Origin of the sequence: Streptomyces sp. Inha503 (genome assembly GCF_047215865.1) — a bacterium.
Taxonomy (GTDB): Bacteria; Actinomycetota; Actinomycetes; order Streptomycetales; family Streptomycetaceae; genus Streptomyces; species Streptomyces lycopersici.
The window spans coordinates 2,718,075-2,741,275 of the sequence record NZ_CP178360.1 but is presented as its reverse complement, the minus strand read 5'-3'; the positions used below and the strand labels follow the sequence as shown (position 1 = coordinate 2,741,275).

The 23,201-nt window shown below is 67.5% G+C and carries 16 protein-coding genes and 3 pseudogenes; 10 read left to right on the top strand and 9 right to left on the bottom strand.

Annotated features, from left to right (window positions below):
• Positions 1-27 precede the first annotated feature (27 nt).
• The 4 genes from ACJX2R_RS11045 to ACJX2R_RS11030 all read right to left on the bottom strand — a co-directional run bounded on the left by ACJX2R_RS11045 (position 28) and on the right by ACJX2R_RS11030 (position 4,015).
• Complete coding sequence (locus tag ACJX2R_RS11045) at positions 28-1,188, bottom strand: hypothetical protein (RefSeq protein ID WP_413099940.1); 1,161 nt, start codon at positions 1,186-1,188, stop codon at positions 28-30.
• Positions 1,189-1,205: 17 nt separating this feature from the next.
• Positions 1,206-2,138, bottom strand: coding sequence for an ornithine cyclodeaminase family protein (locus ACJX2R_RS11040; RefSeq protein ID WP_413099939.1), 933 nt, complete (start codon positions 2,136-2,138; stop codon positions 1,206-1,208).
• Positions 2,135-2,998: a fumarylacetoacetate hydrolase family protein gene (locus tag ACJX2R_RS11035; RefSeq protein WP_413099938.1), complete on the bottom strand. Its 864-nt coding sequence runs from the start codon at positions 2,996-2,998 to the stop codon at positions 2,135-2,137. Before ACJX2R_RS11035 ends, ACJX2R_RS11040 begins: the two co-directional genes overlap by 4 nt.
• Positions 2,999-3,112: 114 nt before the next feature.
• Positions 3,113-4,015: a LysR family transcriptional regulator gene (locus tag ACJX2R_RS11030; RefSeq protein WP_413099937.1), complete on the bottom strand. Its 903-nt coding sequence runs from the start codon at positions 4,013-4,015 to the stop codon at positions 3,113-3,115.
• Positions 4,016-4,121: 106 nt separating this feature from the next.
• Here ACJX2R_RS11030 and ACJX2R_RS11025 point away from each other — a divergent pair, with 106 nt between their 5' ends.
• From ACJX2R_RS11025 to ACJX2R_RS11000, 6 genes are all read left to right on the top strand, one after another.
• The gene (locus tag ACJX2R_RS11025) at positions 4,122-6,380 is read left to right on the top strand and encodes a hydantoinase/oxoprolinase family protein (RefSeq protein WP_413099936.1); all 2,259 of its coding nucleotides are present in this window, start codon (positions 4,122-4,124) and stop codon (positions 6,378-6,380) included.
• Positions 6,377-8,347: a hydantoinase B/oxoprolinase family protein gene (locus ACJX2R_RS11020; protein WP_413099935.1), complete on the top strand. Its 1,971-nt coding sequence runs from the start codon at positions 6,377-6,379 to the stop codon at positions 8,345-8,347. Before ACJX2R_RS11025 ends, ACJX2R_RS11020 begins: the two co-directional genes overlap by 4 nt.
• A complete protein-coding gene (locus tag ACJX2R_RS11015) occupies positions 8,334-8,660 on the top strand; it encodes a hypothetical protein (RefSeq protein WP_413099934.1) in 327 nt (108 codons plus the stop codon). The genes ACJX2R_RS11020 and ACJX2R_RS11015 overlap by 14 nt, the downstream gene beginning before the upstream one ends.
• On the top strand, positions 8,657-9,652 hold the full coding sequence (locus ACJX2R_RS11010) for an NAD-dependent epimerase/dehydratase family protein (protein ID WP_413099933.1): 996 nt from the start codon (positions 8,657-8,659) through the stop codon (positions 9,650-9,652). The genes ACJX2R_RS11015 and ACJX2R_RS11010 overlap by 4 nt, the downstream gene beginning before the upstream one ends.
• Positions 9,653-9,657: 5 nt before the next feature.
• Entirely contained in the window at positions 9,658-10,902 is a 1,245-nt protein-coding gene (locus tag ACJX2R_RS11005) for an MFS transporter (RefSeq protein WP_413099932.1), read from the top strand.
• An 80-nt stretch (positions 10,903-10,982) separates the two neighbouring features.
• Positions 10,983-12,617, top strand: a complete 1,635-nt coding sequence (locus tag ACJX2R_RS11000) for a long-chain fatty acid--CoA ligase (RefSeq protein ID WP_413099931.1) — start codon at positions 10,983-10,985, stop codon at positions 12,615-12,617.
• Here the strand turns inward: ACJX2R_RS11000 and ACJX2R_RS10995 are convergent.
• The gene (locus tag ACJX2R_RS10995) at positions 12,601-14,994 is read right to left on the bottom strand and encodes a SpoIIE family protein phosphatase (protein ID WP_413099930.1); all 2,394 of its coding nucleotides are present in this window, start codon (positions 14,992-14,994) and stop codon (positions 12,601-12,603) included. The genes ACJX2R_RS11000 and ACJX2R_RS10995 overlap by 17 nt on opposite strands.
• 385 nt (positions 14,995-15,379) lie before the next feature.
• Between ACJX2R_RS10995 and ACJX2R_RS10990 the strand changes: the two genes are divergently transcribed.
• From ACJX2R_RS10990 to ACJX2R_RS10975, 4 genes are all read left to right on the top strand, one after another.
• Positions 15,380-16,168 (top strand): SDR family NAD(P)-dependent oxidoreductase, encoded by a 789-nt coding sequence (locus ACJX2R_RS10990; protein ID WP_413099929.1) that lies wholly within the window; start codon positions 15,380-15,382, stop codon positions 16,166-16,168.
• 71 nt (positions 16,169-16,239) lie between these two features.
• Entirely contained in the window at positions 16,240-17,058 is an 819-nt protein-coding gene (locus ACJX2R_RS10985; protein WP_413099928.1) for an SDR family oxidoreductase, read from the top strand.
• A gap of 166 nt (positions 17,059-17,224) precedes the next feature.
• Entirely contained in the window at positions 17,225-18,142 is a 918-nt protein-coding gene (locus ACJX2R_RS10980; RefSeq protein WP_413099927.1) for a PDR/VanB family oxidoreductase, read from the top strand.
• Positions 18,143-18,152: 10 nt separating this feature from the next.
• The gene (locus ACJX2R_RS10975; protein WP_413099926.1) at positions 18,153-19,346 is read left to right on the top strand and encodes a cytochrome P450; all 1,194 of its coding nucleotides are present in this window, start codon (positions 18,153-18,155) and stop codon (positions 19,344-19,346) included.
• 50 nt (positions 19,347-19,396) lie between these two features.
• Here the strand turns inward: ACJX2R_RS10975 and ACJX2R_RS10970 are convergent.
• The 4 genes and pseudogenes from ACJX2R_RS10970 to ACJX2R_RS10955 form a co-directional block, all read right to left on the bottom strand.
• Positions 19,397-20,334, bottom strand: a pseudogene (locus ACJX2R_RS10970) (serine hydrolase domain-containing protein).
• 276 nt (positions 20,335-20,610) lie between these two features.
• Positions 20,611-21,423 (bottom strand): SDR family NAD(P)-dependent oxidoreductase, encoded by an 813-nt coding sequence (locus ACJX2R_RS10965; RefSeq protein WP_137969203.1) that lies wholly within the window; start codon positions 21,421-21,423, stop codon positions 20,611-20,613.
• Between the two features lie 495 nt (positions 21,424-21,918).
• Positions 21,919-22,782 (bottom strand): annotated as a pseudogene (locus ACJX2R_RS10960) (SpoIIE family protein phosphatase); the annotation flags it as partial.
• A 78-nt stretch (positions 22,783-22,860) separates the two neighbouring features.
• Positions 22,861-23,145: pseudogene (locus tag ACJX2R_RS10955) on the bottom strand (hypothetical protein); the annotation flags it as partial.
• Positions 23,146-23,201 lie beyond the last annotated feature (56 nt).

The window sequence follows — 23,201 nt, the reverse complement described above, 5'->3', positions numbered from 1 at the left end:
ACCTCGTCGTGTGCTCGTTCGCGCACCTCAGGCGCCTGTTGTACGGGGGCCGACATAACCGGTCTGGCCGGCTTCGGAACCGAGGGCGAGGATGGGGCCGGACATCTTCTCCTGCCAGATCAGCGATTCCATGCCGATGTGCAGGGGGTGGTCCTGGACGGTGAAGACACCGAAGCCGTCGGGGCCGTGGTAGTGGTCGTGCTCGCTCCAGCCGGGGGCCGACAGCAGCAGGTCGCCGGCGCTCCAGTCGACGACGTGTCCTTCGACGACGCTCTTGCCGGAGCCGAGGAAGTGATAGTTGATGGCGACGGAGCTGTGCCGGTGGCCGCGGCGCAAGGGCTGTGCCGCGACGCCGGGCGGCATCGAGGAGGCGGTCACGAAGAAGCTGTGGGTGGCCCCGTTGCGGCGTTCGGTCGCCGGGTTGTACAGCGCCATGATCGTCCGCTTGCCGTCGCCCTCCTCCCAGGACAGGTGTTCGCGGACCTCGTTCCAGGCCCAGTGCAGCGGGTTGTTCTCGACCACCTCGATGTCCACGAGGTATTCGTAGCCCCGCAGCCGGGCGCCGGAGTCGTTGAGCTCGATGTCGGGGGCGGTTTCCCGGATGTAGCGCTCGGACCTGCGGTCGGCGGAAGGCAGGACACCGGGGCCCGCGGCCATCTGCTCGTCGGTCAGCGGCTCACTGTAGAGAACTCCGAGCTTGGCCAGGAGCGGAGCATTGGAGTAGCTCAACCGAACCCAGAGTTCGTCGCCGTCGTTCTCGAAGTAATGGCCCTTCATCGAGGGGATGCTGCATACGTCCCAGCGCTCCATGCGCGTGGACCTGCCGACGACGTGGACAACGCCGCGGCCGCCGATTCCGATCTCGACCTGCCCCGTGTTGCGCCGCAGCGGTGTGGTCCGCTCGCCCGGCCTGAGCACGTCGATGGTGACGTCAACGCCGGGAGCGAGTCCCGGGCCGAGGCCCACGGCGTCCGGATGCACGATGAGAGTGCCTCGACGGCCGTTCGCCGGCCGGGGGAGCGAGGCGAGGCGCTCGATCTCCGCCTCGATCCGGGCCCGGGAGATCTTCACGGGCGCCCAGGGCCGGATCGGCTCGGGCTCCTGTCCGCTGATGTCCACGAACCGGGCGTGCACATCCCGTGCGGCGGGGAGGGCGTCGATGTCTGAGGGGGAAGAGGTGACGCTCACGGTAACGGCTCCTTGGTCTATTCCTGTGGAGAGGGCCGGGCGCCGCGGAGCAGCAGTGCGGCGACCGAAAGGTCGGACAGTCCCATGCCCATGCCCTTGAAGACGGTGCAGCGTGGCCGCTCGGGGCGGGCCACCTTGCCGGTGACCAGATCGGCGAGCCGGTGGACCGAAGTCCAGTCGTCGCCGAAGAATTCGCCCAGTTCGCGCGAGCCTCGTCGGGCGTTGGACACACTGTCGACCACGGTGAGTGCTGAGGACGCCAACAGGGCCGCGTCGAACTCCGCGTTGGCGGGCAGGATCGCGCCGACCGCGTTGAGATGGGCCCCTTCGGCCAGGGCGTCAAGGGCGAAGAACGGGTCAGTGGCACGGGTGATCAGCGTGACGATGGGAGCGTCCTGGGACGCTGCCTCAACCGTGGGGAACGCTTCAGCGGCGAGCCCGAGGTCCGTTTGCACCTGGGCGGCGAAGCCCACTGCTCGCTCGGGGGTACGGCTCCAGACGCGGACCCGGCGCAGTTCCCGGACCGCGGCGACCGCGGCCACCTGGCGCAGGGCCTGGCGCCCCGTGCCCAGGACGGCGAGTTCATCGGCGTCCGGGTGGCTCATCCAGCGGGTGGCGAGTCCCGAGACCGCGGCGGTACGCAGGGCACCGGCCACCCCGGCTTGCAGCGAAGCTCGCAGACTGCCGTCGGCGGCGGAAAAGGCGGTGAGGACGGCCGTCGCTCCGGCCGGGGTGTTGACCCAGGTCTTGAAGACGACGAGTTGTTCCTCGGTGTCGATCGCGCCCAGCGCGTGGGCGCTGCTCATGGGCGACCACGTGGCCATGGTCTTGTCGATGTTCCAGGCGGCACCCGTCGCCTCGTGTTCCAGGACACCTTGTACCGCGTCGATGACGGACGGAAGGTCCGCGCGGGCTTCGACGTCCCGGTCGCTCCACTGGTAGGGGCTCATCGGTATACCTCCGCGGGGTTCAGGGAGCGAGCCTCGTCGGTGACCGGGTTCCGGAGCACGCCAATGCCCGCCACTTCGACTTCGAGTTCGTCTCCCGGGCGCAGATACCGGGGTGGATCTTGCCGGTGGCCGATGCCCTGAGGGGTCCCGGTGGCGATGACATCGCCGGGTCGCAGTGGGGTGAAGGCGCTGATGTACGCGAGCAGTTCGCCGAAGGGGAAGGTCAGCCGATCGGTCGAGTCGTCCTGCACGACGGTGTCATTGAGCCGGGTGGTCACCCGCAGTGGACCGTCCCCCAGTTCGTCGGGGGTGACGAGCCAGGGCCCGCAGGAGCCGCTGGCGTACCAGTTCTTGCCCGCGGTCGCCTGCCGCGTGTGCAACTGCCAGTCCCGCACACTGTTCTCCGCCATGCAGGTGAAGCCCGCGATATGCCGGTCCGCGCGGTCGGCGGTCACCCGGCGCGCCGGGTGACCGACCACGAAGGCCACTTCGCCCTCCCAGTCCAGGGAATCCGTGTCGTACGGGCGGACCACCGAACGCCCCGCGCCGACGAAGGAGTCGGGGAAACGGGTGAACAGGGTGGGCCACTCGGGCTGCGCCTCCTGGGACTCCACGGCGTGGGACGGGTAGTTGTACCCGACGCACACGACCTTGGCGTGCGTCCCGATGGGGGGCTGCCATGTGACGGTGCCGATGGGCCGGCGGGGGTCGTCGGGGCGGGGCGTGGCGTTGTGGAGGTCGGTCAGCATCGCCTCGAAGGAGGCCATGCGGTGCCCTAGGTCAACCACTTCGTCTCCGTCGACCACACCGAACGATGCCCCGGATCCGTCAGGTGGTGTGTGGAAGCGCGCCAGCTTCATCGGGTGTGCTCCTTGCTCGGCTCTGTGCCCACCACGCTAGGTAAACAAGGAACATAAGTCCATTAACGTTTTCTTTTGTTCTTCATAATGCATTGTTTATGCACTCGGCGATGGCTACCGCCCCGCCAGCCTGATCGCGTCCAGTGCGGACGCCTGAAGGGGAGAGAAGTACTTGTCCGTCCGGTAGAACAGCCCGATGCGTTCGTGCAGGGCTCCATCGGTGAACTCGATCGCCCGAAGTCTTCCCTCCGCGAGATCGCGTTCCACTGAGTAGCGGGGGAAGAGCGCCGCCCAGCCGTGCTCGATGACCGCTGTCTTGATCGCCTCGGCGTGGCCGAGCCGAATGACCGTGTCGAGTTCGCCGACGCCCAGCTCCTTCAGCTGAGTGTCGATGCTCCGCTGAAACGCCACATGCCTGGGCACTCCTACCAGGGGCAGTTTGGGAAGGGCGCTCAGCGAGACGGAGTCCGCCGTAGGCGGCCCACCGGGACTGGCGCACAGGATCAAGGGCTCGTCCAGCAGCGTCTCGGCGACGACGGAGGTGGGGAGTGCGCGTTCGTCGCGGGTCATGACGGCGAAGTCGACTTCGCCGATCTCCACGGCGTGCAGTGCGTGTTCCGGCTGGGTGACATGGATGGTGATATCGGCTCCGGGCCGCTCGGCGCGCAACGCTGTCATCAGGGGCGGCAGCAGATAGGTGCCGACGGCCAGGCTGGAGGCGAGCACGACACTGCCTCCCGTGCCGAGTGTCAGCTCCTCCACGTCGCGGCGGACCTGTAGACACCTGGCCAGCATCTCCCGGGCCCACAGGTGGGCCCGGGTGCCCGCCTCGGTCAGCACCATGCGGCCGGAGGTCCGGACGAACAGCCGCGCCCCGATCCATTGCTCCAGCGCGCGGAGCTGGCTGGAGACCGCCGGCTGGGCGACTCTGAGCCGCTCGGCGGCGCGCGTCACGCTGCCTTCCTCCACCACGAGGCAGAAGACCTCGAGCCTGCGCAGCGAAAGTTGGGATTCCATGGGGCGGCCCTCCCGCACGGTCGTTCAGGTCCTGCCTCACTGGCAGTTGTCCATAAGGTATCCGTTATGGATTCATCGAACAAGCGTTACTATGCATATGGCTTGGATGCCCCTAGAGTTACCCGGCAACGCCGCATCTCTTGAGATGAATGCGCCGGGTCAAGTGCCTCCGCTGGGCCGACAAACAAAGCGCCTGGTATTTGACTCCTCTTCGTGGCCGATCGGCTTAGCCATGCTTGGAGCTAGGGACAATATGAGTGCCATTCTCGGGATAGATATCGGTGGCACGTTCACCGACGCATTTCTGGGTGATGATCAGGGCAACATCACCACCGCCAAAGTTCCATCCACTCCGCCCGATTTTGCGGAGGGGTTTCTCAACGCCGTGGACGAGATCGGCCGCAAGCTCGGCCGGTCCCGTGAGGCGACGCTGTCCGATGTGGACTACATCTGTCACGGAACAACGGCGGCTCTCAACGCATTGGTCACCGGAAACGTCTCCCGGGTTGGACTGCTGACCACAAAAGGGCACCGTGACTCGATTTACATCATGAATGTCGAGGGCCGGTACGCCGGCCTTGGGCCGGAGGAGATCCAGAACGTCGCGGCGACACGCAAGCCCCCGCCGCTCCTGCCCAAACGCATGGTGAAGGAGATCACCGAGCGCATCGACTACCAGGGAAAGGTCGTCGTACGTCTCGACGAGGACAAGGCGCGCGTCGCCATCCGGGAACTACTGGAAGACGGCGTAGCCGCGATAGCGGTGAGCCTGCTGTGGTCCTTTGTCAATCCGGAGCACGAGATCCGGCTCCGCAAGATTATCGAGGAAGAGAGCCCGGGCACCTATATATGCCTGAGCAGTGACCTCAGCCCCAAGATCCGCGAATACGAGCGGACCGTGACCACCGTCATGAACGCGCAGGTCGGTCCGACCCTGCGGGACTATCTGGCACCGCTCACCAAGGAACTCGAGCTCCGCGGGCTGAACGGCGCGCTGCTGGTGATGCAAGGGAGCGGGGGAACGGTCTCGGCGCAGGACGCACCCGCACAGGCCATCACGACCATCGGCTCGGTGCTCACCGGTGGCGTGGTCGGAGCCCGTAACCTCGGCCGCAAACTGGGCCACCGCAATATCATCACCTCCGACATCGGGGGCACGACGTTCCTGGTCGGCCTGGTGGTCGACGGGGAACCGGTGTACTCAAGCTCCACCACGCTGAACCAGTTCACCGTCAGCACCCCGATGGTCAACGTCACCTCGATCGGCTCGGGCGGCGGTGCGATCGCCTGGCTGGACGCGGGGGGCAATCTGCGCGTGGGCCCGCGCAGTGCCGGCGCCCGCCCGGGGCCCGCCTGCTTCGGCCAGGACGGCGTCGAGCCGACGGTGACCGACGCCAACCTCGTCCTGGGCATCCTCGATCCGAAGACGTTCGCGGAAGGCACCAAGAGGCTGGACGTCGATCGGGCGCGCAAGGCCCTGGAGACCCGGATCGGCGCACCTCTCGGCCTCGACGCCGAACAGGCCGCGGCCGCGGTCTTCGAGATCCAGAACGCTCAGACCGCCGACCTGCTGCGCCGGGTGGTGGTCGGACAGGGCCACGATCCTCGCGATTTCGTCCTCTACGCCTTCGGCGGTGGCGGTCCCGCGCACTGCTTCGCCTACGGCGCCGATCTCGGAATCAAGGAGATCTATATCCCGCTGGGTGACGCCAACGCCTTCTCGGCGTACGGCCTCACCACCTCCGATGTCGTGCTGTCCGCCGAACTCTCGAACCCCGCGACCTACCCCTTCGACGCGGCGCGGGTCGAGCGGCAATTCGCCGAACTCGAGGCGGGGCTCACCGCTCGGCTCGAGGCCCAAGGAGTGTCGTTCACCTCCATCGGCATGCGCCGGCAGCTCGACATCCGCTATACGGCGCAAATGTTCGAAGTTCCGACGCCGGTGGGCTCGGGCCCGCTCACCGACGCCGACATGGACAGCGTGATATCCGACTTCGAATACACATATGAACAGATGTTCGGCCGCGGAACGGGGCACGCCGACGCCGGCTTCCAGCTCATCAACCACCGTGTCTTCGGTATCGGCTCCACCGCCTTCACCCCTGAGCTGCCGATCGCCCCCAAGGCGGAGAGCGAGGACGCCAGGAGCGCGCTCAGCGGCACCCGGCGAGTCTTCCTGGACTCGCGCAGGGGGTGGGAGGTGACGGCGATCTACGACTACGCCCGCCTCACCCACGGACACCGTCTCGAAGGCCCGGCGATCGTCGAGGCCGGCACCACCACCGTCGTCGTACCCCGCGACGCCTCGGCTCAGGTGGACTCCCTGCGCAACATCATTCTTCACCTTGATGACCGGAGGCCATGATGGCTGTGACGCCCGTACCCGGCTCGGAGATCTTCGCCAGCAGGCCGTATACGAACGAAGAGATCCGTACGGACCTTCCCGCGCACCTGCCGCTGTACCCCACGGACCTCGGCGGCGCCGAGGTCGACCCGCTCACCTACGAAGTCGTACGCAACCGCATCTTCGCCATCACCGACCTGATGGGCGACGCACTGCGCCGCATGAGCGGTTCCCTCGTGGTCACCGACTGCAACGACTTCGACGTGGCGCTCACCGACCCTTACGGACACATCGTGCAGGTCGGCCCGTACAACACCCAGCTCGTCGCGTCGATCGGGCTGGCCATCGGCTGGATCCTGCGGAATCGCGCCGACAACCCGGGCATCGAGCCGGGAGACATGTTTCTGTGCAGCGACCCGTGGGTGGGCGGTGGCCTCCACCAGAACGATGTGGCGCTCTTCGCCCCCCTGTTCCACGACGGAAAGCTGTTCGGCTGGACCGCGGCCGTCGCCCACCAACTGGACGTCGGCGGAGTGAGCCCCGGCAGCTGGACCCCGCGCGCGGAAGACGTCTTCTGGGAGTCACTGCCCATGCCGCCGATCAAGGTGGTACGCGGTGGAGTGATCCAATGTGACGTCGAGGAGGCGTACGTACGCCGCTCCCGCATCCCCAAGCTGGTCGCCTTGGACCTGCGGGCCAAGGTGGGGGCCAACAAGCTGGGCCATGAGCGCATCGCGGAGCTGATCCGCAAATTCGACGCGGATACCGTCCAACAGGTCATGCAGTTGCAGATGCGCGATGCCGAGCAGCGGTTGCGGGACAGGCTGGCCGCGATCCCGGACGGCACCTGGACCGCCGTCAATCACCAGGAGCAGTCGCACACCGGCGACCGCAAGGCACACGCGATCCGGCTGAAGCTCACCAAGACCGGCTCCGACCTGCTGTTCGACTTCACCGGGACCGACGAGCAGTCCGGCATGATCAACTGCACCTTCACCGGACTCTACGGCGGGATCATCTCGGCCATGATGCCCCTGCTCTGCGGCGACCTGCCATGGGCGCCCGGCGGCATCATGCGGTGCGTCGACATCATCAGCGAGCCCGGCACCCTGAACAACGCCACCTTCCCGGCCGCCGTCGGCAAGGGCTCGGTCGCATCCTCCTGGGCGACCACCAACGCGGTGATGGAGTGCCTGTCGCAGATGCTGGACACGCATCCGTCGACCCGGTCCTCGGTGGCCAGCGTCTGCTGTGGCAGCTGGGACCTCAGTATCGTCGCCGGCCTCAACCAGCACGGCGCACCGTTCGCGACCTCCATTCTGGAACCGATGGCCGGTGGCTTCGGCGCGGGCAGCGACCACGATGGTGTCGACACGGCCGGTCTGCCGTTCATCCCCATGGGCAAGGTCCCGGACGTCGAGATGAACGAGTTCACCACACCCCTGCTCTACCTGTGGCGTCGCGAGGAGACCGACTCCGGTGGTCCCGGCCGCTACCGCGGCGGCCTGAGCGGCAGCGTCGCCTTCACCCCCTACCACAGCCCGGCGCCCATCTATCAGGTCATCTCCGGTTCGGGGAAGGCCGTTTCGATGAATCGCGGCCTGGCCGGAGGCCACCCCGGAGCCGCACAGGAGGACATCGCCGTACGCGGATCCGACGCGGCGGAACTGCTCGCCCGGGGCGAGCTGCCTTCCACGGTGGCGGAACTCGGCGGCACCCCCGAGTTCCCCTCCAACCAGGAGGAGAGTCTCCTTCAGCAGGGCGACGTCTACGTCATGCGGTGGCAGGGCGGCGGCGGATACGGAGACCCGGTGCTCCGCGACCCCGAACTGGTCGCCACGGATGTCCGTGAACTGAAGGTGTCGCCCGACGCGGCGCGCACGGTCTACGGCGTCGTCCTCGACGACTCGTTCACCGTCAACGCGACAGCCACCGCCGCATGCCGCGAAGCCGTCCGTGCCGACAGGAGGAACCGTGTCCAAGGCTGACACCCACACCGCGCATCAGATGCCCGCCGACGAGCAGGCCGTGGACGACAACCTCGTTCAGCGCCTGGTGGACGGCTCCCCGCACTACGTGTGCCGGCACTGCGACACCCCCGTGGCACCCGCGGGTCCCGACTGGCGCCACCGGCTGACCAAGGTCTTCGAGGGCGCCCCGAGCACCGCCGGCCCCCACCTCAACGACAACGCCCGTCACTACCTCGACGTGGACGTCGTGCTGCGCCAGGGATTCTGCCCGGGATGTTTCACCGCGCTGTTCACCGAGACTGTGCCCGCACGGAACGGAGAGACACCATGAAGGTTCTGGTAACCGGCGGTCTCGGTGTCAACGGCGCCTGGGCCGTACGACGACTCCTGGCCGAAGGCCACCAGGTCACAGTGCTGGATGTGCGTCCGGACTTCGACCTGCTGCCCGACCTGGAACCCCACTTCGAGTTCGTGCAACAGGATCTGATGGACGTCGAGGGGCTGGGTCGGCTGATGACCAGCCGGCACATCGACACCGTCGCCCATCTCGCCGCCGTCGTGGTGGCGCCGTCCGATCCTTACCGGGCATTCGAAGTCAACGCACTGGGCTCGGTCGGCGTACTGGAAGCCGCGCGCCGGGCGGAGGTGCGACGCGTCGTCTACACCAGTTCCAAGGCGGTGTACGCCCCGATCACGGGCGAGTTCGCCCACCCCACCTACGTGCCGGTCACCGAGGACTACCCCCGCGGCCCCACACCCGGTCTGCGGGCCTACGGCGCCTCCAAGATCCTTAGCGAGGAGGCCGGACGGGTATACGCCGAGCGTTTCGGCATGGACTTCGTGGCCCTGCGGTTCGGCGCGATCTACGGACCGGGCAAGAAGGCCCGCCACGGTCCCGTCGGAGTCCACAGTCGCATCATCGAGAACGCGATGCTGGGCGTTCCCGCCACCGTCGGCCGCGGAGGCCAGCAGGGCGACGACATGATGTACGCCAAGGACGTCGCCCAGGCCATCGTGCGCGCCTGTACCAGCACGAACCTCGGCTCCTGGGTGTACAACATCGGCACTGGCGTACGCACCACACTCGAAGACTTCGCGGACGCGGTGCGCGCTCAGTACCCGTCTGCCGACATCACCATCGGCCGAGGCTTCGAATATCTCGGTATCGGCCCCGTGCACGGTGTCATGGACATCACCCGAGCACGCCGTGACCTCGGCTACGAGCCCGAGTTCGACCTGGTGTCAGGTGTCGCCGACTACGTCGAGTCGCTGGCCCGGCTGGGGATCGAGCCACAGGCCCAGACCGACGAGAGCAGTTGGTGATCTCCATGCCCCAGACGGCTCCCCGCACCCCGGCCGTCCTCTCGCTGTGCGCTGTGTGCATGGTCCTCGAGGGCTACGACGTCATCGCCTTCGGCGCCACCCTGCCGCACCTTCTGGCGGACTCCGGCTGGGGACTGACGTCCCGTCAGGCAGGCTTCCTCGGCAGCCTCACCCCCATCGGCATGCTCTTCGGCGCTCTCCTCATGGGATGGGCCGCGGACCTGATCGGCCGCCGACGGCTCGTCCTCATCAGCGTCTCCCTGTTCTCGGGGGCGATGCTCGCCTGCGGAATGGCGCCGAACGCGGAGCTCTTCGGCGTCAGCCGATTCGCGGTCGGGCTCGGTGTCGGAGGAGTACTGCCCACCGTCGCGGCACTCGTCTACGAGCATGCCCCCGACCACCGCCGCAATCTCTACACCACCCTGGCCTTCGCCGGAGCGGGAGTCGGGGGCGCCCTGGCCGCCGTCATCGCCGCCACTCTCGTACCCGGCCTGGGCTTCCGCTTCGAGTTCCTGGCCGGGGGGCTGGCCGCGCTGATCGTGCTGCCCCTCGCCCACTTCCATCTGCCCCGTTCGGCGGATCTGCCCACAGCCGGGCAGGCGGCGGCCGAGTACTCCGGTCTACGGCGCTTCGCCGTACTGTTCACCCGCCCCTACCTCCTCACGACAATCACCTTCGGCGCGGCGATGTTCAGCGCGCTGCTGGTGGTCTTCGGCCTGTCCACCTGGCTGCCCGTCCTCATGCGAACCGCGGGATACCCCCTCGGATCGGCACTGACCTTCCTCGTCGTCCTCAATCTGGGCACGGCCGTCGGTCCCGTCGTCATGGGCAAGTTGGCTGACCGGATCGGCTCTCGGCGGACAGTGATCATCTCTTTCCTGACGGCCGTCGTGGGCGTCGCCACGCTGAGCCAGCCCCTGTCGATGCTGCTGGTGTACATCGCCGTCGTACTTGCCGGTATCGGCAGCCTGGGCACCCAGATCCTGCTCAATGTGTACATCGCCGGCAGATACCCGGCCGAGTTCAGGGCGACCGCACTCGGCACCGCCCTCGCCCTGGGCCGCCTGGGCGGGATCGCCGGCCCTCTGTACGGAGGAGTGCTGCTGGACTCCCACCTGCCGTCGGCGTGGAACTTCTACGCCTTCGCGCTGCCCGCGGCGGTCGGAGCGCTGCTCATCGTCCTCCTGCCGCATCCCCGGCGGGAGTCCGGGCAGCCGATCAGCCTCAACGTCGTCAGAGATCCGGTGTGACCAGCCAGGGCCGACGCCCCCGCCCCCGTGATCACCGGGCCAACCCCCTGTGCGGGCCCCAAGCCGATCGGAGAAACGCAGTGCACAGCACCATGCAGGGAGTCGGGCTCCAGATCCGCAGACTTCTCGAACACGGTTCCCGCATCCATGGGGACTCGCGGATCGTCACAGCGGGCCCGCACGGCCCGCGGTCCGCCACCTTCGCCGAAACAGGCCGGAACGCCGCACGTCTGGCGCATGCCCTGCACAGCCTCGGAGTGCGCGGCGGCGACCGCGTGGCCACCTTCATGTGGAACAACCAGGAGCACGCGGAGGTCTACTTCGCCGTGCCGGCGATGGGGGCCATCGTGCACCCATTGAACATCCGGTTGTTCCCCGAGCAGGTGGAGTACATCGCCGACCACGCCCAGGACAAGGTCGTGATCGTCGACAACACCCTGGTCGGGACGCTGGTGTCCATCCTGCCGGGAAGCAAGGCCATCGAGCACGTCATCGTCAATGGCCCCGCGGACCTCTCGCCCCTGGACGGCCTGGGCGTCGCGGTGCACTCGTATCAGGAACTGACCGCCAACGCGCCCGTCTCCTACGCGTGGCCCGACATCGACGAGAACGCCCCGGCCGCCATGTGCTACACCTCGGGCACCACCGGCGACCCGAAGGGAGTGGTGTACAGCCATCGTTCCGTCTACCTGCACGCGCTGGCGAGTTCACTGCCGGACGCCTTCGGACTCTCGGAACGGGACCTGGTACTGGCCATCGTCCCGCAGTTTCACGTCATGGCCTGGGGACTGCCGTACGCGGCATTCCTGACCGGCGCCTCGCTGGCCATGCCCGACCGGTTCCTCTCGCCGGAACCACTGGCCCAGTTCATCCAGGCGGTTCGTCCCAACAAGGGCGCCGGCGTCCCGACTGTATGGAGCGGTCTGTTGCAGTACGCGCGCCGGCAACCCGGGACCGATCTGTCCTCCTTGCGGGAAGCCGTCGTCGGTGGCTCGGCCATGCCCGACTCCCTGATGCGGGCGTTCGCCGAAGAGCACGGCGTGACCGCGCTTCAGGCCTGGGGAATGACGGAGATGTCGCCGCTGGGCACCATCGCCCGGCCACCGGCCACTGCCCACGGCGATACCGAGCGCACGTACCGGCTGACCCAAGGCCGCTTCCTGGCACCGGTGGAAGCCAAAATCATCGACAACACCGGCGCCGAACTCCCCTGGGACGACGCATCGGTGGGAGAGCTCCTGGTACGAGGCCCATGGATCACGGCGACCTACATCGGCGACGGGGAACCCGACCCTGACAAGTTCGACTCCGGCTGGCTGCGCACGGGCGACGTGGGACGCATCTCGCCGGACGGTTATCTGACACTCACCGACCGGGCCAAGGACGTCATCAAGTCCGGTGGCGAGTGGATCTCCTCCGTCGAACTGGAGAATCACCTCATGGGCCACCCGGCGGTCGCCGAGGCGGCCGTGGTCGGGGTGCCCGACGACAGGTGGGGCGAGCGGCCGCTGGCCGTGGTCGTCGCGGCACCGGGCCATGACGTCACGACACACGAACTGCGGGAGTTCCTCAGCAGCCGTATCGCACGCTGGCAGCTGCCGGAACGCTGGGCCTTCGTGACTGAGGTGCCGCGTACGTCGGTTGGCAAGTTCGACAAGAAGGAGCTTCGGCGCCTGCATGCCGACGGACTGCTCTCCGTCACCGTTCAGTCCTAGCGCCGGCGGCAGCAAGGGGCTGTTCGGTCCAGATGGTCTTTCCGGTATGCCCGTACCGGCAGCCCCAGCGGGACGCGAGCTGGGCCACGAGGAACAGGCCGCGACCTCCCTCGTCGGTGGTACGAGCCCGGCGCAGCCGCGGCTGAGTGTTGCTGGGGTCGGAGATCTCGCATACCAACACGTCCTCGCGGATGAGCCGCAGCCCCACCGGCCCGCCGGCGTAGCGGATGGCATTGGTGACCAGCTCACTCACCAGCAATTCGGTGGTGAACGCGACGTCCTCCACGTCCAGCCCCCAGGCCGCGAGCTGGCGGGTAGTGGCCTCTCGGGCGCTTGCCACCTGGGTCAGGTCGGCGGCGAACTCCCAGCTCGCGACGTTGTCCGACGGGATCGCCCGGGTGCGGGCCAGGAGCAGGGCGATGTCGTCCCGGGCCGGGGCATCGCTGGTGCCGGTGAGCAGGGAGCGGCCGATGTCGTCCAGGGTCTGACCTGGGCCACCAAAGGCGGCGAGGTCGTCGGTCAGTTGCTGGATTCCGGCAGCGAGATCGTGATCTCCGTGTTCGACCAGCCCGTCGGTGTAGAGAGCGAGGATGGATCCGGGCGCCACATGGGTCTCGGCGACCTCGAAGGGCATGCCCCCCACCCCGAGGGGAGGCCCAGGGGTGACGTCGATGTCCCGCACCGTGCCATCGGGCCTGACCACGATGGGGGGCGGATGACCCGCGCTGGCCATCGTGCAGCGTCCGGTGACGGGATCGTAGACAACGTAGAGGCAGGTCGCACCGACCGTGTCCTGCTGTCCCTGAGGCGCCTCGTTGCCGAGTTGCTGGACGAGGTCATCGACATGCGTGAGGAGTTCGTCCGGCTCCATTTCCAGGTCGGCAAGGGTATGGATGGCGGCCCGGAGGCGCCCCATCGTGGCGGTGGCCGGCAGGCCGTGACCGGTCACGTCCCCGATGATGAGGGCGACCCGCAGGGAAGGCAGGGGGATGGCTTCGAACCAGTCTCCGCTGATGTCGGCCCCATTTCCGGCGGGCCGGTAGAAGCCGGTGGTTTCGGCCGCTGGAGTGTCCGTGGCGGCGCGGGGAAGCAGGCGCTGTTGCAGGACGACTGCTTCGCGGTGCTCGCGGGTGTATCGGCGGGCATTGTCGACGCTCAGCGCACCGCGGGTAGCGATCTCCGTCAGCAACTCCGCGTCCGCCTGGTCAAATGGCTCAGGCCGGCTGGTCCGCCAGACCACAACGGCTCCCAGCACGAGCCCCCGGGCGAACAGAGGTGCCGCCACCAACGAGTGCCCGTGCTCGGGAATCAAGAACGCGGCCAGTTGCGAGTCGAAGTCGATCATGGCCATGAAGGCCGCCCGGTCCGGTGCCACCACGGTCTCGCCGTGCTGGACCCTGCGCAGGACGGGTACGTCCGGCATCGGCGGCTCATCGCCGAGTTCGGGGGGCCAGAGCCCGGGTGGCCAGGGACCGACCGATGCCGCGGCGGCCCTGCGCAGGTGCCACTGTCCCGGGCCTGCCAGTTTCGGAGGTTCGTCACCCTCGAGCACGGCTTCGGCGAGGCTGACCCAGGCCAGGTCACCGAGCGCCGGGACGAGAACGTCAACCAAGTCCTGAGCTGTGCGCAGAACGTCGAGGGAACGGCCGACCCGTGTCGCGGCCTCATGGCGCAGATCCAGGTGGTAGCTGGAGCGCTGCTGCTCGGTAATGTCGGTGAACAGGGTGGCGAGGCCGGTGGGCTGCCCCTTCGCATCCTCCAGTCTGAAGGCTGACAGGGACAAGCACCATTCTTTGCCGGGCACGCGGGGTGTCCGAACGCGCTGCTTCCGATCGATCATCGGGATGCCGGTGACCAGTACCTGCCGCAGTGCCGCCGCGGCGTCCGGATCAGAGATGATCTCGCGCAGTTGGCTGTCGACCACCAGGGTTCCACCGAACATATCGGGGGTGACATTGCTGTGGAGGGTCATCAGGTCCATGTCGTGGATGCCGAGCCCCACCCGGTCCTGCGCCAGCAGCGCGCGCACGACAGCCTCGTTCCGCCCCCAGCCGGTGACGCGGAACGTGGGCGCGGCCAGGACGAGGAGGTCGGGTGTGCCGTCCAACGGCAGTACGTCGAAGGCGACGTCAACCGCGCGGCCGGAACGATGACGCAGCAGCGCCTGCCCCGCGCTTCCAGGCCCGCACGTCGGATCCGACTGCTGGACGAGCAGTCGCCGGAGCGAGTGACCGCAAACGTCCGCGGGTGAGCGGTCCAGCAGTCGCGCGGCCGTCCGGGACCATCCCCGCACGATGCCGTTGCCATCGACCAGGGCGGCCGCCACGTCGCCGAACGGGAACGCTTCGCCTCGCTCATGATCGCTGAAGGCGTTCATCTCGCTCCTCATTAGCGATGCTACCTGCCCAGAACACTGCGTCCATTATGTCCAATCTGGTGGCATGTGTTCCATGTGTAAACCGCCACTAAGGGCGCATCTTCGATTACCCTCGGTGTGCGTCCGTCGTCCAGGGCCCGGATGCCATAAGAGGTCGTTTATGTATACATTGAAAAAGCGATAATTGCCTTTATGTATGCCGGGGGCCTACCGTTCGGTGTGAGCAAGGCCGCAGTGCAGAGAATGCTGGAAAAGGACATTGCACGGCCTATTCGTTCTGCCAGTCGATGAGCGCGCCAGCATATTGAAGCACACACTGGGTGCGCCGGACCAATACGTTCTTCGAACCTGGCGGCGATCTTATGGCCTCATCGAAAGGATCGTCATGATTCCTGAGCGAGCACCCGGAGCCACTCAGCTCAAGGTAGATCTGCGCGACCGTGTCGCTATCGTCGCCGGGGCCGGTCGCGGTATTGGAGCCGCCGCGGCGCGGACCCTCGCCACGGCAGGGGCCTCGGTCGTGTGCGGAGCGCGTTCGCGGGACGAACTCGACGCACTGGTGAAAGAGATCGAGGAGATGGGGGGTGAGGCGACCGGTATTTGTGCGGACATCGCCGACCCGGACTCCGTGGAGAGTCTTGTGCAGGCCGCGGTCGACCAATACGGTCGCCTCGATCTCGCCTTCAACAACGCCGCAGCGCATGCCGAAGGGCCGTTGCACGAACTGACCATCGAGGATTTCGACCGGGTGGTCGGCGTCAATCTGCGTGGCACGTTCATCTGCCTCAAGCACGAGATCAGCGCCATGCTGTCCAGTGGTGGTGGTGCCATCGTCAACACGGCATCGGTGGGTGGCGTTATCGGCGAGAAATTCATCTCTCCGTACATCGCCAGCAAGCATGGCGTCGTCGGACTGACCAAGGCCGCGGCGCTCGACTACGCGGACCGCGGCATCCGGGTCAATTGTCTCGCGCCCGGCGCGACCCGTACGAGGATGCTGTTGGACTGGCTCAGTACCGACGAAATGATGGAAGCGATAGTTGGCAAGACCCCGATCGGCCGCCTCGCGGATCCGCAGGAAATCGCCAATGTAGCGGTCTTCCTGCTCTCGGACGCCGCGTCCTTCGTCACCGGTGCGACCTACTTGGCAGACGGTGGACTGGTCGTCCCCTAGCTTGGCCCCTTCTTCGCTCATACCGATTCACAACCATCAGCCTATGTCTCACTCGACGACGAGGAGCACTCATGGAATTCGCAGGCAAGATAGCGGTGATCACCGCCGGAGCCGGTGGGATCGGCCGTGCGTGCGCCGCCGCGCTCGCCCACCAGGGCAGTACGGTGGTGATCGCGGACATTGATGCCGAGGGTGCCGCACGGGCTGCCGAGGAAATTCGCGCTCTGGGCCATGAGTCGGTCGGTATCCGCTGCGACGTCACAAGCGACCGCGATGTACAGGCGCTGGCCGATCGGGTGGTCGAGCGGTTCGGCCGCGTGGATCTCCTGCACAATCACGCGGGTATCGGCGTGGCCGGGTCTCCTGACCAGATCCCACTCGAGGAGTGGGAGCGGGTGTTGCAGTTCAACGTCTTGAGCCAGGTGCGCGGCGTGATGGCCTTCCTGCCCCATCTGAAGAAGAGCCGCGGGCACGTGGTCAACACGACATCGAGCCTCGGAGTCGTCGCCGGGCATCCGATCTCGCCGATGGTCGCGCCGTACATCACTTCCAAGAACGCGATCGTCGGTATGACGCAGTGCCTCGCCGAGTGGCTGCGGCCCCAAGGAGTGGGGGTTTCTCTGCTGGCTCCGGACCACACCGCGACAAATTTCGATAACACCGTCAAGTTCTACGGAGTTCCGGTGGATCAGGGCGATGATGGTGCGGCAGCCATCGAGGACAAGGTGCCCTACGGCATCCAGCAGCCGGAGGAGATCGGCCGGGCCTACGTCGAGGGGCTGCGCGAGGGCCGTTTTCTGCTCTCCTCGACACCGGATGTCGCGGATATGCTCCGTCGTCAGGCCGAGGGTCTGCTCGACCCGAGCGCGCTTCACGGCGTCTACGCCTGAGCCCCTTCAGCCGCCGGTTCCCCCTTCTTCATGAAGCGAACTCGGCGATCCGCGTCGCCGGGCGGGATTCCCATGACCTTGGGGCTATCAAGGTCGTGCTCCTGCCCGATCGGTAGAGAGTTCCGGTCGCCGTCGTCACACCGCGGTCGGACGGGAGAAGCCGCTCATGCACCTGTTGGTGACCCATAAACAAAGCATCGCTGAGAATGTCGTCGCCTTGACACTGAGCGATCCCGATGGCTGCCCCCTACCAGCGTGGACACCCGGCGCCCATGTCGATATCGCGCTCGAGCCCGGACTCACCCGTCCATACTCGCTGACCGGAGGCGTGGACAGCGGCGTTTGGCGCGTCGCCGTGCTGCGGGTGCCGGCCGGCCGTGGATCGAGATATCTGCACGACGTGGTCGCCCCGGGGTCGGTACTCCGTATCGACGGGCCCCGAAACGACTTCCCGCTGATACCCGCTCGCCGGTACGTGTTCATCGCGGGCGGGATCGGCATCACGCCGATCCTGCCCATGGTGGCGGAGGTGGAGCGTTCGGGGTCCGAGTGGCAGCTTTACTACGGAGGGCGGCGTCGCGCCTCCATGGCGTTCCTGGACGAGCTGGCCCGGTACGGGGACCGGGTGCACGTGTACCCGGAGGACGAGCGGGGCTTGCTTCCCCTGTCCACGGCGCTGCGTTGTGCCGACAACGGGACCAGGGTCTACTGCTGTGGACCGGAGTTGTTGCTCGACGCGGTTCGGCGGCACGTGGACGAACGGCCCGGGAGTACCGTCCACTTCGAACGGTTCAGCCCCGCCGGCGATGCCGTGGGTGGGGCGTTCGAGGTCCGTCTGGCACGGTCCGGCCACACACTTACGGTTCCGCCGGGCAAGTCGATCCTGGAAGTCGTGGAGGAGGCGGGCGTCGAGGTCCTGTCCTCCTGCCGTACGGGCACGTGCGGAACATGTGAAACGGCGGTGCTGGGGGGCATCCCCGATCACCGCGACGACGTTCTCTCCGCCGACGAGCGTGAGTCCGGCGACGTGATGATGATCTGTACCTCTCGTTCCCTGACGCCCCACCTGGCCCTCGACCTCTAGGAGGATGACCATGGCCGTTGACGTCGCCTGGCTGGACAACATGACCTTGGCCGAACTGGAAACCGATGCGGACCGTATCTTCTCCCGGCTGCGCAAGGAGGCGCCGATCGCCTGGATACCGGCGCTCAACGCGTGGATCGCCACCACCTGGCGTCACTGTCACGAGATCGCCGAGGACGCCGAGCACTTCCGGGGCGGCACGAGTCCCGGCCACGATCGCGTGTTCGGTCAGCCCAACGTGCTGAGCGCGGAGGGGCAGACGCACGGCGAGCTGCGGCGAGTGATCGACCCGCCACTGCGTCCGCGTGCTTTCAAGTCGACCCTGGACACCACCGTGCGGGCGGCGGTTCGCGCTCGCTTGGACGAGCTGGCCGGGCGAACACACATTGATCTGCTGGCCGACTATTTCGAACCGGTCAGCGTGCGCTGCGTGGCGGACCGGTTCGGTTTCACCCACATCAGTACCGATCGGCTCCAGCGCTGGTTCCACAGCTTGTCCCACGCGGCGGCGCGCGGTCTGGTCGACCCCGAGGCGTACGAAGGGGGCGACGCCGCCGCGGCGGAGATCCGTGAGGTTGTCGAGGACATGGTTGAACGGCTCCGCGGCCGGCCGGACGAATCGGCGATCTCGCACTGGCTGCACGACGGCATGCCCGATGGCGAGGTGCGCGGCATCGAGCACATGCTGCCGTCCCTGTTGATCATCTTGCTCGGAGGGCTCCAGGAGCCGGGCCACGCTTGCGGGTCCACCTTCTTGGGTCTGACGACCCGACCCGAGCAGCTCGGTCGGGTCGTGGCGAATCCCGCCTTGCTCCCGAAGGCCGTCGCAGAGGGGCTGCGCTGGTTGTCGCCGTTGTTCAGCGGGGCCTCCAGGGTGCCGAACCGCGACATTGAGCTGTCCGGCGTGCGGCTGCGTCAGGGTGACACGGTGTGGCTGTGCTACGGCTCGGCGAATCACGACGAGGCCGAGTTCGACCGGCCGGAGATTTACGATTTCGACCGGCCTGCGCATGGCCATCTGGCTTTCGGCACCGGCCGCCACGCATGCTCCGGCAGTGCCTTCGCACCGCAGATCGCACGCATCGCGCTGGAGGAGTTGTTCGCTCGCCATCCCCGTATCCGTCTCGAACCCGATCACGAAATCATCGTCCGCGGGTGGATGTTCCGGGGTGCCACCGAACTACCCGTTCACATGCCGCGCTGACCACGGAAGAGCCGGGCAGCGGCGCGAGGACCCGACGCCGGTGGGGCGGGTCACTTACCGCAGAGGGCAGTGTCGACGAAGTCGACAACGTGGTCCGCGGCGGTCTGCCGACCGGCTTGGTCGGTGGGTAGGGCGTTGGGCAGCGCGGTGACGGTGACCGAGACGGCGCGGCCGTCTTCGGTGGCGCCGCCGCGGGTCTCGTAGCCGGGGATGTCACCGCCGTGGCCCCAGACGAGGCCCCCGCAGCTCAGTGGGGTACTGATCAGGCCGAGTCCGTAGCGAGCCCCGGGCCAGAGAGCGGAGGCCGGGACGGTGGTGCGCATCTGCCTCAGCTGAGCCAGGGGCAGCAATTCGCCGGACATCAAGGCGGTGTCGAAGCGCGCCCAGTCGGCCGCGGTGGAGACAACGGCTCCCGCGGCCCAGGCCCAGCTCGGGTTGATCCCGGTCGTGTCTACGTGGTCGTCGTGGCTCGGACCCGCGAAGGACGTCCCCGGCGCAGCGGCCGGACGATCCGCTCGTCGATCAGGTCGGCCACGCTACGGCCGGTGGCCCTCTCGAGCACCATGCCGAGCGCGATGTAGTTGGTGTTGCTGTAGGACCACTTCTTGCCGGGAGTGAACAGCGCCTGGTGCCTGGTGGCCAGTGCGAGCAGTTCTTCGGGGGTCCATTGCCGCTGGTCCTGGCCGGTGACCGAGGCGAGGCCGGCGGGGTCGTCGGTGTAGTCGTACAGGCCGCTCGTGTGGTTGAGGAGCATGCGTAAAGTGATCGCGCGTCCGCCGGGGACCAGGCCGGGCAGCCAACTGTCCACCGAGTCGGTCAGGTCGACCTGGTGCTCAGCGACGAATTGCAGGATCAAAGTGGCCACGAGCGTCTTGGTGTTGGAACCCATACGGAACTCGTCGTCCACCGCGAGTTTGTGGTCGGCCACGGTCCAGGGGGCCTGCCCGGCGGACTCGACAGCGGGCCCATGACCGTCGTCGATCCGCACGGCCACTCCCGGAACACCGGCGCTCGCTCGGTCATGAGATGTCTCCGTGGGGCGATCCGGCCGACAGCAGCATGCGGGGTGGGGTTGTCCCCACTCGGTCCCAGTACAGGGCTTCAGCAGCGTAGTCAGGGCACCACCCGGACCACGGCCCGAACCAGGGAGAAGGGGTTGCGGCGCCGCTGCTGGTCCACGAACAGCGCGGGCCAGTCTGCCTCCCGGGCCCCGCCGGTAGGTGCTCGGGGGCCCCGCTGTGGCGGGGGCCCGAGCACCTGTTGGTCAGCGTCCGATGTGGTGGCCGCCTTCGGCGGGGATGACCGCGCCGGTGGTCCAGCGGCTTTCGTCGGACAGCAGGAACAGGGCGGCGCGGGCCATGTCGTCGGCCAGGGCGATCTGGTTCATCGGGGACTTGGCGGCCAGGTGCTCCTGGAATTCTATGGGGAGCATGTCCCACATCTCGGTGCGGGTGGAGCCCGGTGCGAGGGAGTTGACGCGCACGTTGGAGGAGGCCAGTTCCAGGGCCGCGCTCTTGGTGAGCCCGTTGACGGCCCACTTCGACGCGACGTACTCCGAGATGCCCGCCACTCCCACCATGCCGCCGATGGAGGAGACATTGACGATCGAGCCGCCCCCGGCGGCGAGCAGCGCGGGGATCTCGTGCTTCATGGACAAGAAGACGCCCTTGGCGTTGACCTCCATGACCCGGTCGTACATATCGGTGTTCTTCTCGTGCAGTGGTGTGCCGTCGCTGGTGATGCCGGCGCTGTTGAGCGCGCCGTCGAGGCGACCGAACCGCTTGACCGCAGTGGCTACGGCGGCTTCCACCGTGGCCTCGTCGGTCACATCGAGCGGCACGGCGATGACCTGGTTGTCGGCGGTCGACAGCTCGGCCGCCAGCGCCTGGAGGCGGTCGGTGCGCCGGGCGCCGGCCACGACGTGTGCCCCCTCGGCGGCGAAGCGACGCGTGGCGGCCTCGCCCATGCCGGCGGACGCGCCGGTGATCAGGATGACCTTATCCTCCAGCCGGCGGGCCTGGATGGTCACGGGCGCGGGGTGGTGATTGGGGTGGGACGACATGATGGTGTTCTCCAAACGTAAGAGATATGGGTGACGCGCAAGCGAGCTCAGTGGTCGAGCGCGGTCTTCAGTGCCTGGGCGGTCGCGGGCCAGACCACCTCGCGGTTGACACGGGTGACGAGATCCGCGGCGGCACTGTCCGCGACGCCGTAACCGCCCTGCCAGGTGATCGCTGTCTGCCCGTCGGCGGACTGTAGCGAGACGGTGGTGCGGGAGGTGGAGACGGGGATGGGTGCGGTGCCCCGGTGACCAGGGCGGTCTTTCCGCCCAGGCGGCGGCCGCCAGGGCCTCGTGGCCCATTGGATTGATGCACGGTGACGCTCCTCGAGAATGGCGGCTGCGGATCGCGGTCGCCTCGACATCACCGTGCCCTCCACCCGCTGTTGGCACGAGAGGCCGCTTCTGCCTAGGACTGACAGGGCGATGCTCACCCGCTGTCTCTGGGCGACGATGGCTACGAGCCTTGCCTGTGCCGCGAAGAAGTCGCACACCTCGCCGGCCAGTCCTTGGTCACAGGAGCGGATCCTGCCACTGCTCCAAGAGGGACTCCACCGTCCCATGTGTGCCTGCCGCGCCGTCGTCGAGAGTCTGCTCGGCCCAGATCACCTTGCCGTTCGGCGTGTAGCGGGTTCCCCAACGCTGTACAGAGGGCGAACGGTGATGGGTTCGCTGCCGTAGCGGATGGCGTTGGTGACCAACTCGCTGAGGATCAGCTCGGTCGTGAAGGCGGTCTCCTCCAGCCCCCAGTCGGCCAGCTGCCGGGCGACCCGGCTGCGGATGGAGGCGACGGCGGCAGGGTCGGCGGGTACGTCCCAGGTGGTGACCTGTGTGGAGGCGAGCATGCGGGTTCGGGCCATCAGCAGTGCGATGTCATCGCTCGGATCGTCGGGTACCAGTGCGTCCAGTACCGCCTGGCAGGTGTCGTCCATGCTGCGGTCCGGATGGCCTGCCAGGGCCGCGGCCGAGGAGTTCGAGGCCCACGTCGATGTCGCGGTGGCGGTCTTCGACGAGGCCGTCGGTGAAGAGGGCGACTTGGCTGCCTTCGGCAAGCTGGAGTTCGACGGCCTCGAAGGGCAGGCCCCCGAGGCCGAGGGGCAGGCCGGCGGGCACATCGGGGAATTCCACGGCGCCATCGGGACGGACGATGGCGGGTCCCGGGTGTCCGGCCCGTGCCATGGTGCATCGGCCGGAGACCGGATCGTAGATGGCGTACAGACAGGTGGCCCCCGTGGCTCCTTCGTTGGCCAGCAGCAGCCGCCCGTCGCCCCGGACGATCACCACCCCTTCGCGGACCGCGTGCAGTACGGCGTTGTGGTGGTCGTACATCCGTGTGATCTCGGCCGCGCCCAGGCCGTGCGTCTGCCGTCGCAGCCGCCGGCTCGCCAGCACGGAACTGCCCGAGGCGAGAAGGAGTGCACCGGCCCCCGAACCCAGCACCACCGGCAGCTGTTCGAGTGTTTCCTCGTACGGGCCGACGATGTGCTTCCCGATCTTCTTGGGGTCGGGGTGGGTGTACCGGATCCCAGCCGTGTTCCACACCACGATGTAGTCGAGGCGGGCGTCCTTCCGGGCAGCCTCGGCGAGCGGCTGTAGCACGTGCGTGGGATTCCGGTCGGACAGGGCTTCGATCATGCCGGGCGAGTGCGCGAAAGCCTCGGCTGCGGCGAGTGTTCGGTCTCGCGCATCCCGGGTGCTCTCGCGCTGACTGCTGCCGACACCGGTCGGCTTGTGACGCACTGGGGTGCGAGGAGTGCGACTGGCGCCGCTACAGGGTGGTGCGGTGGTCCCCGGAA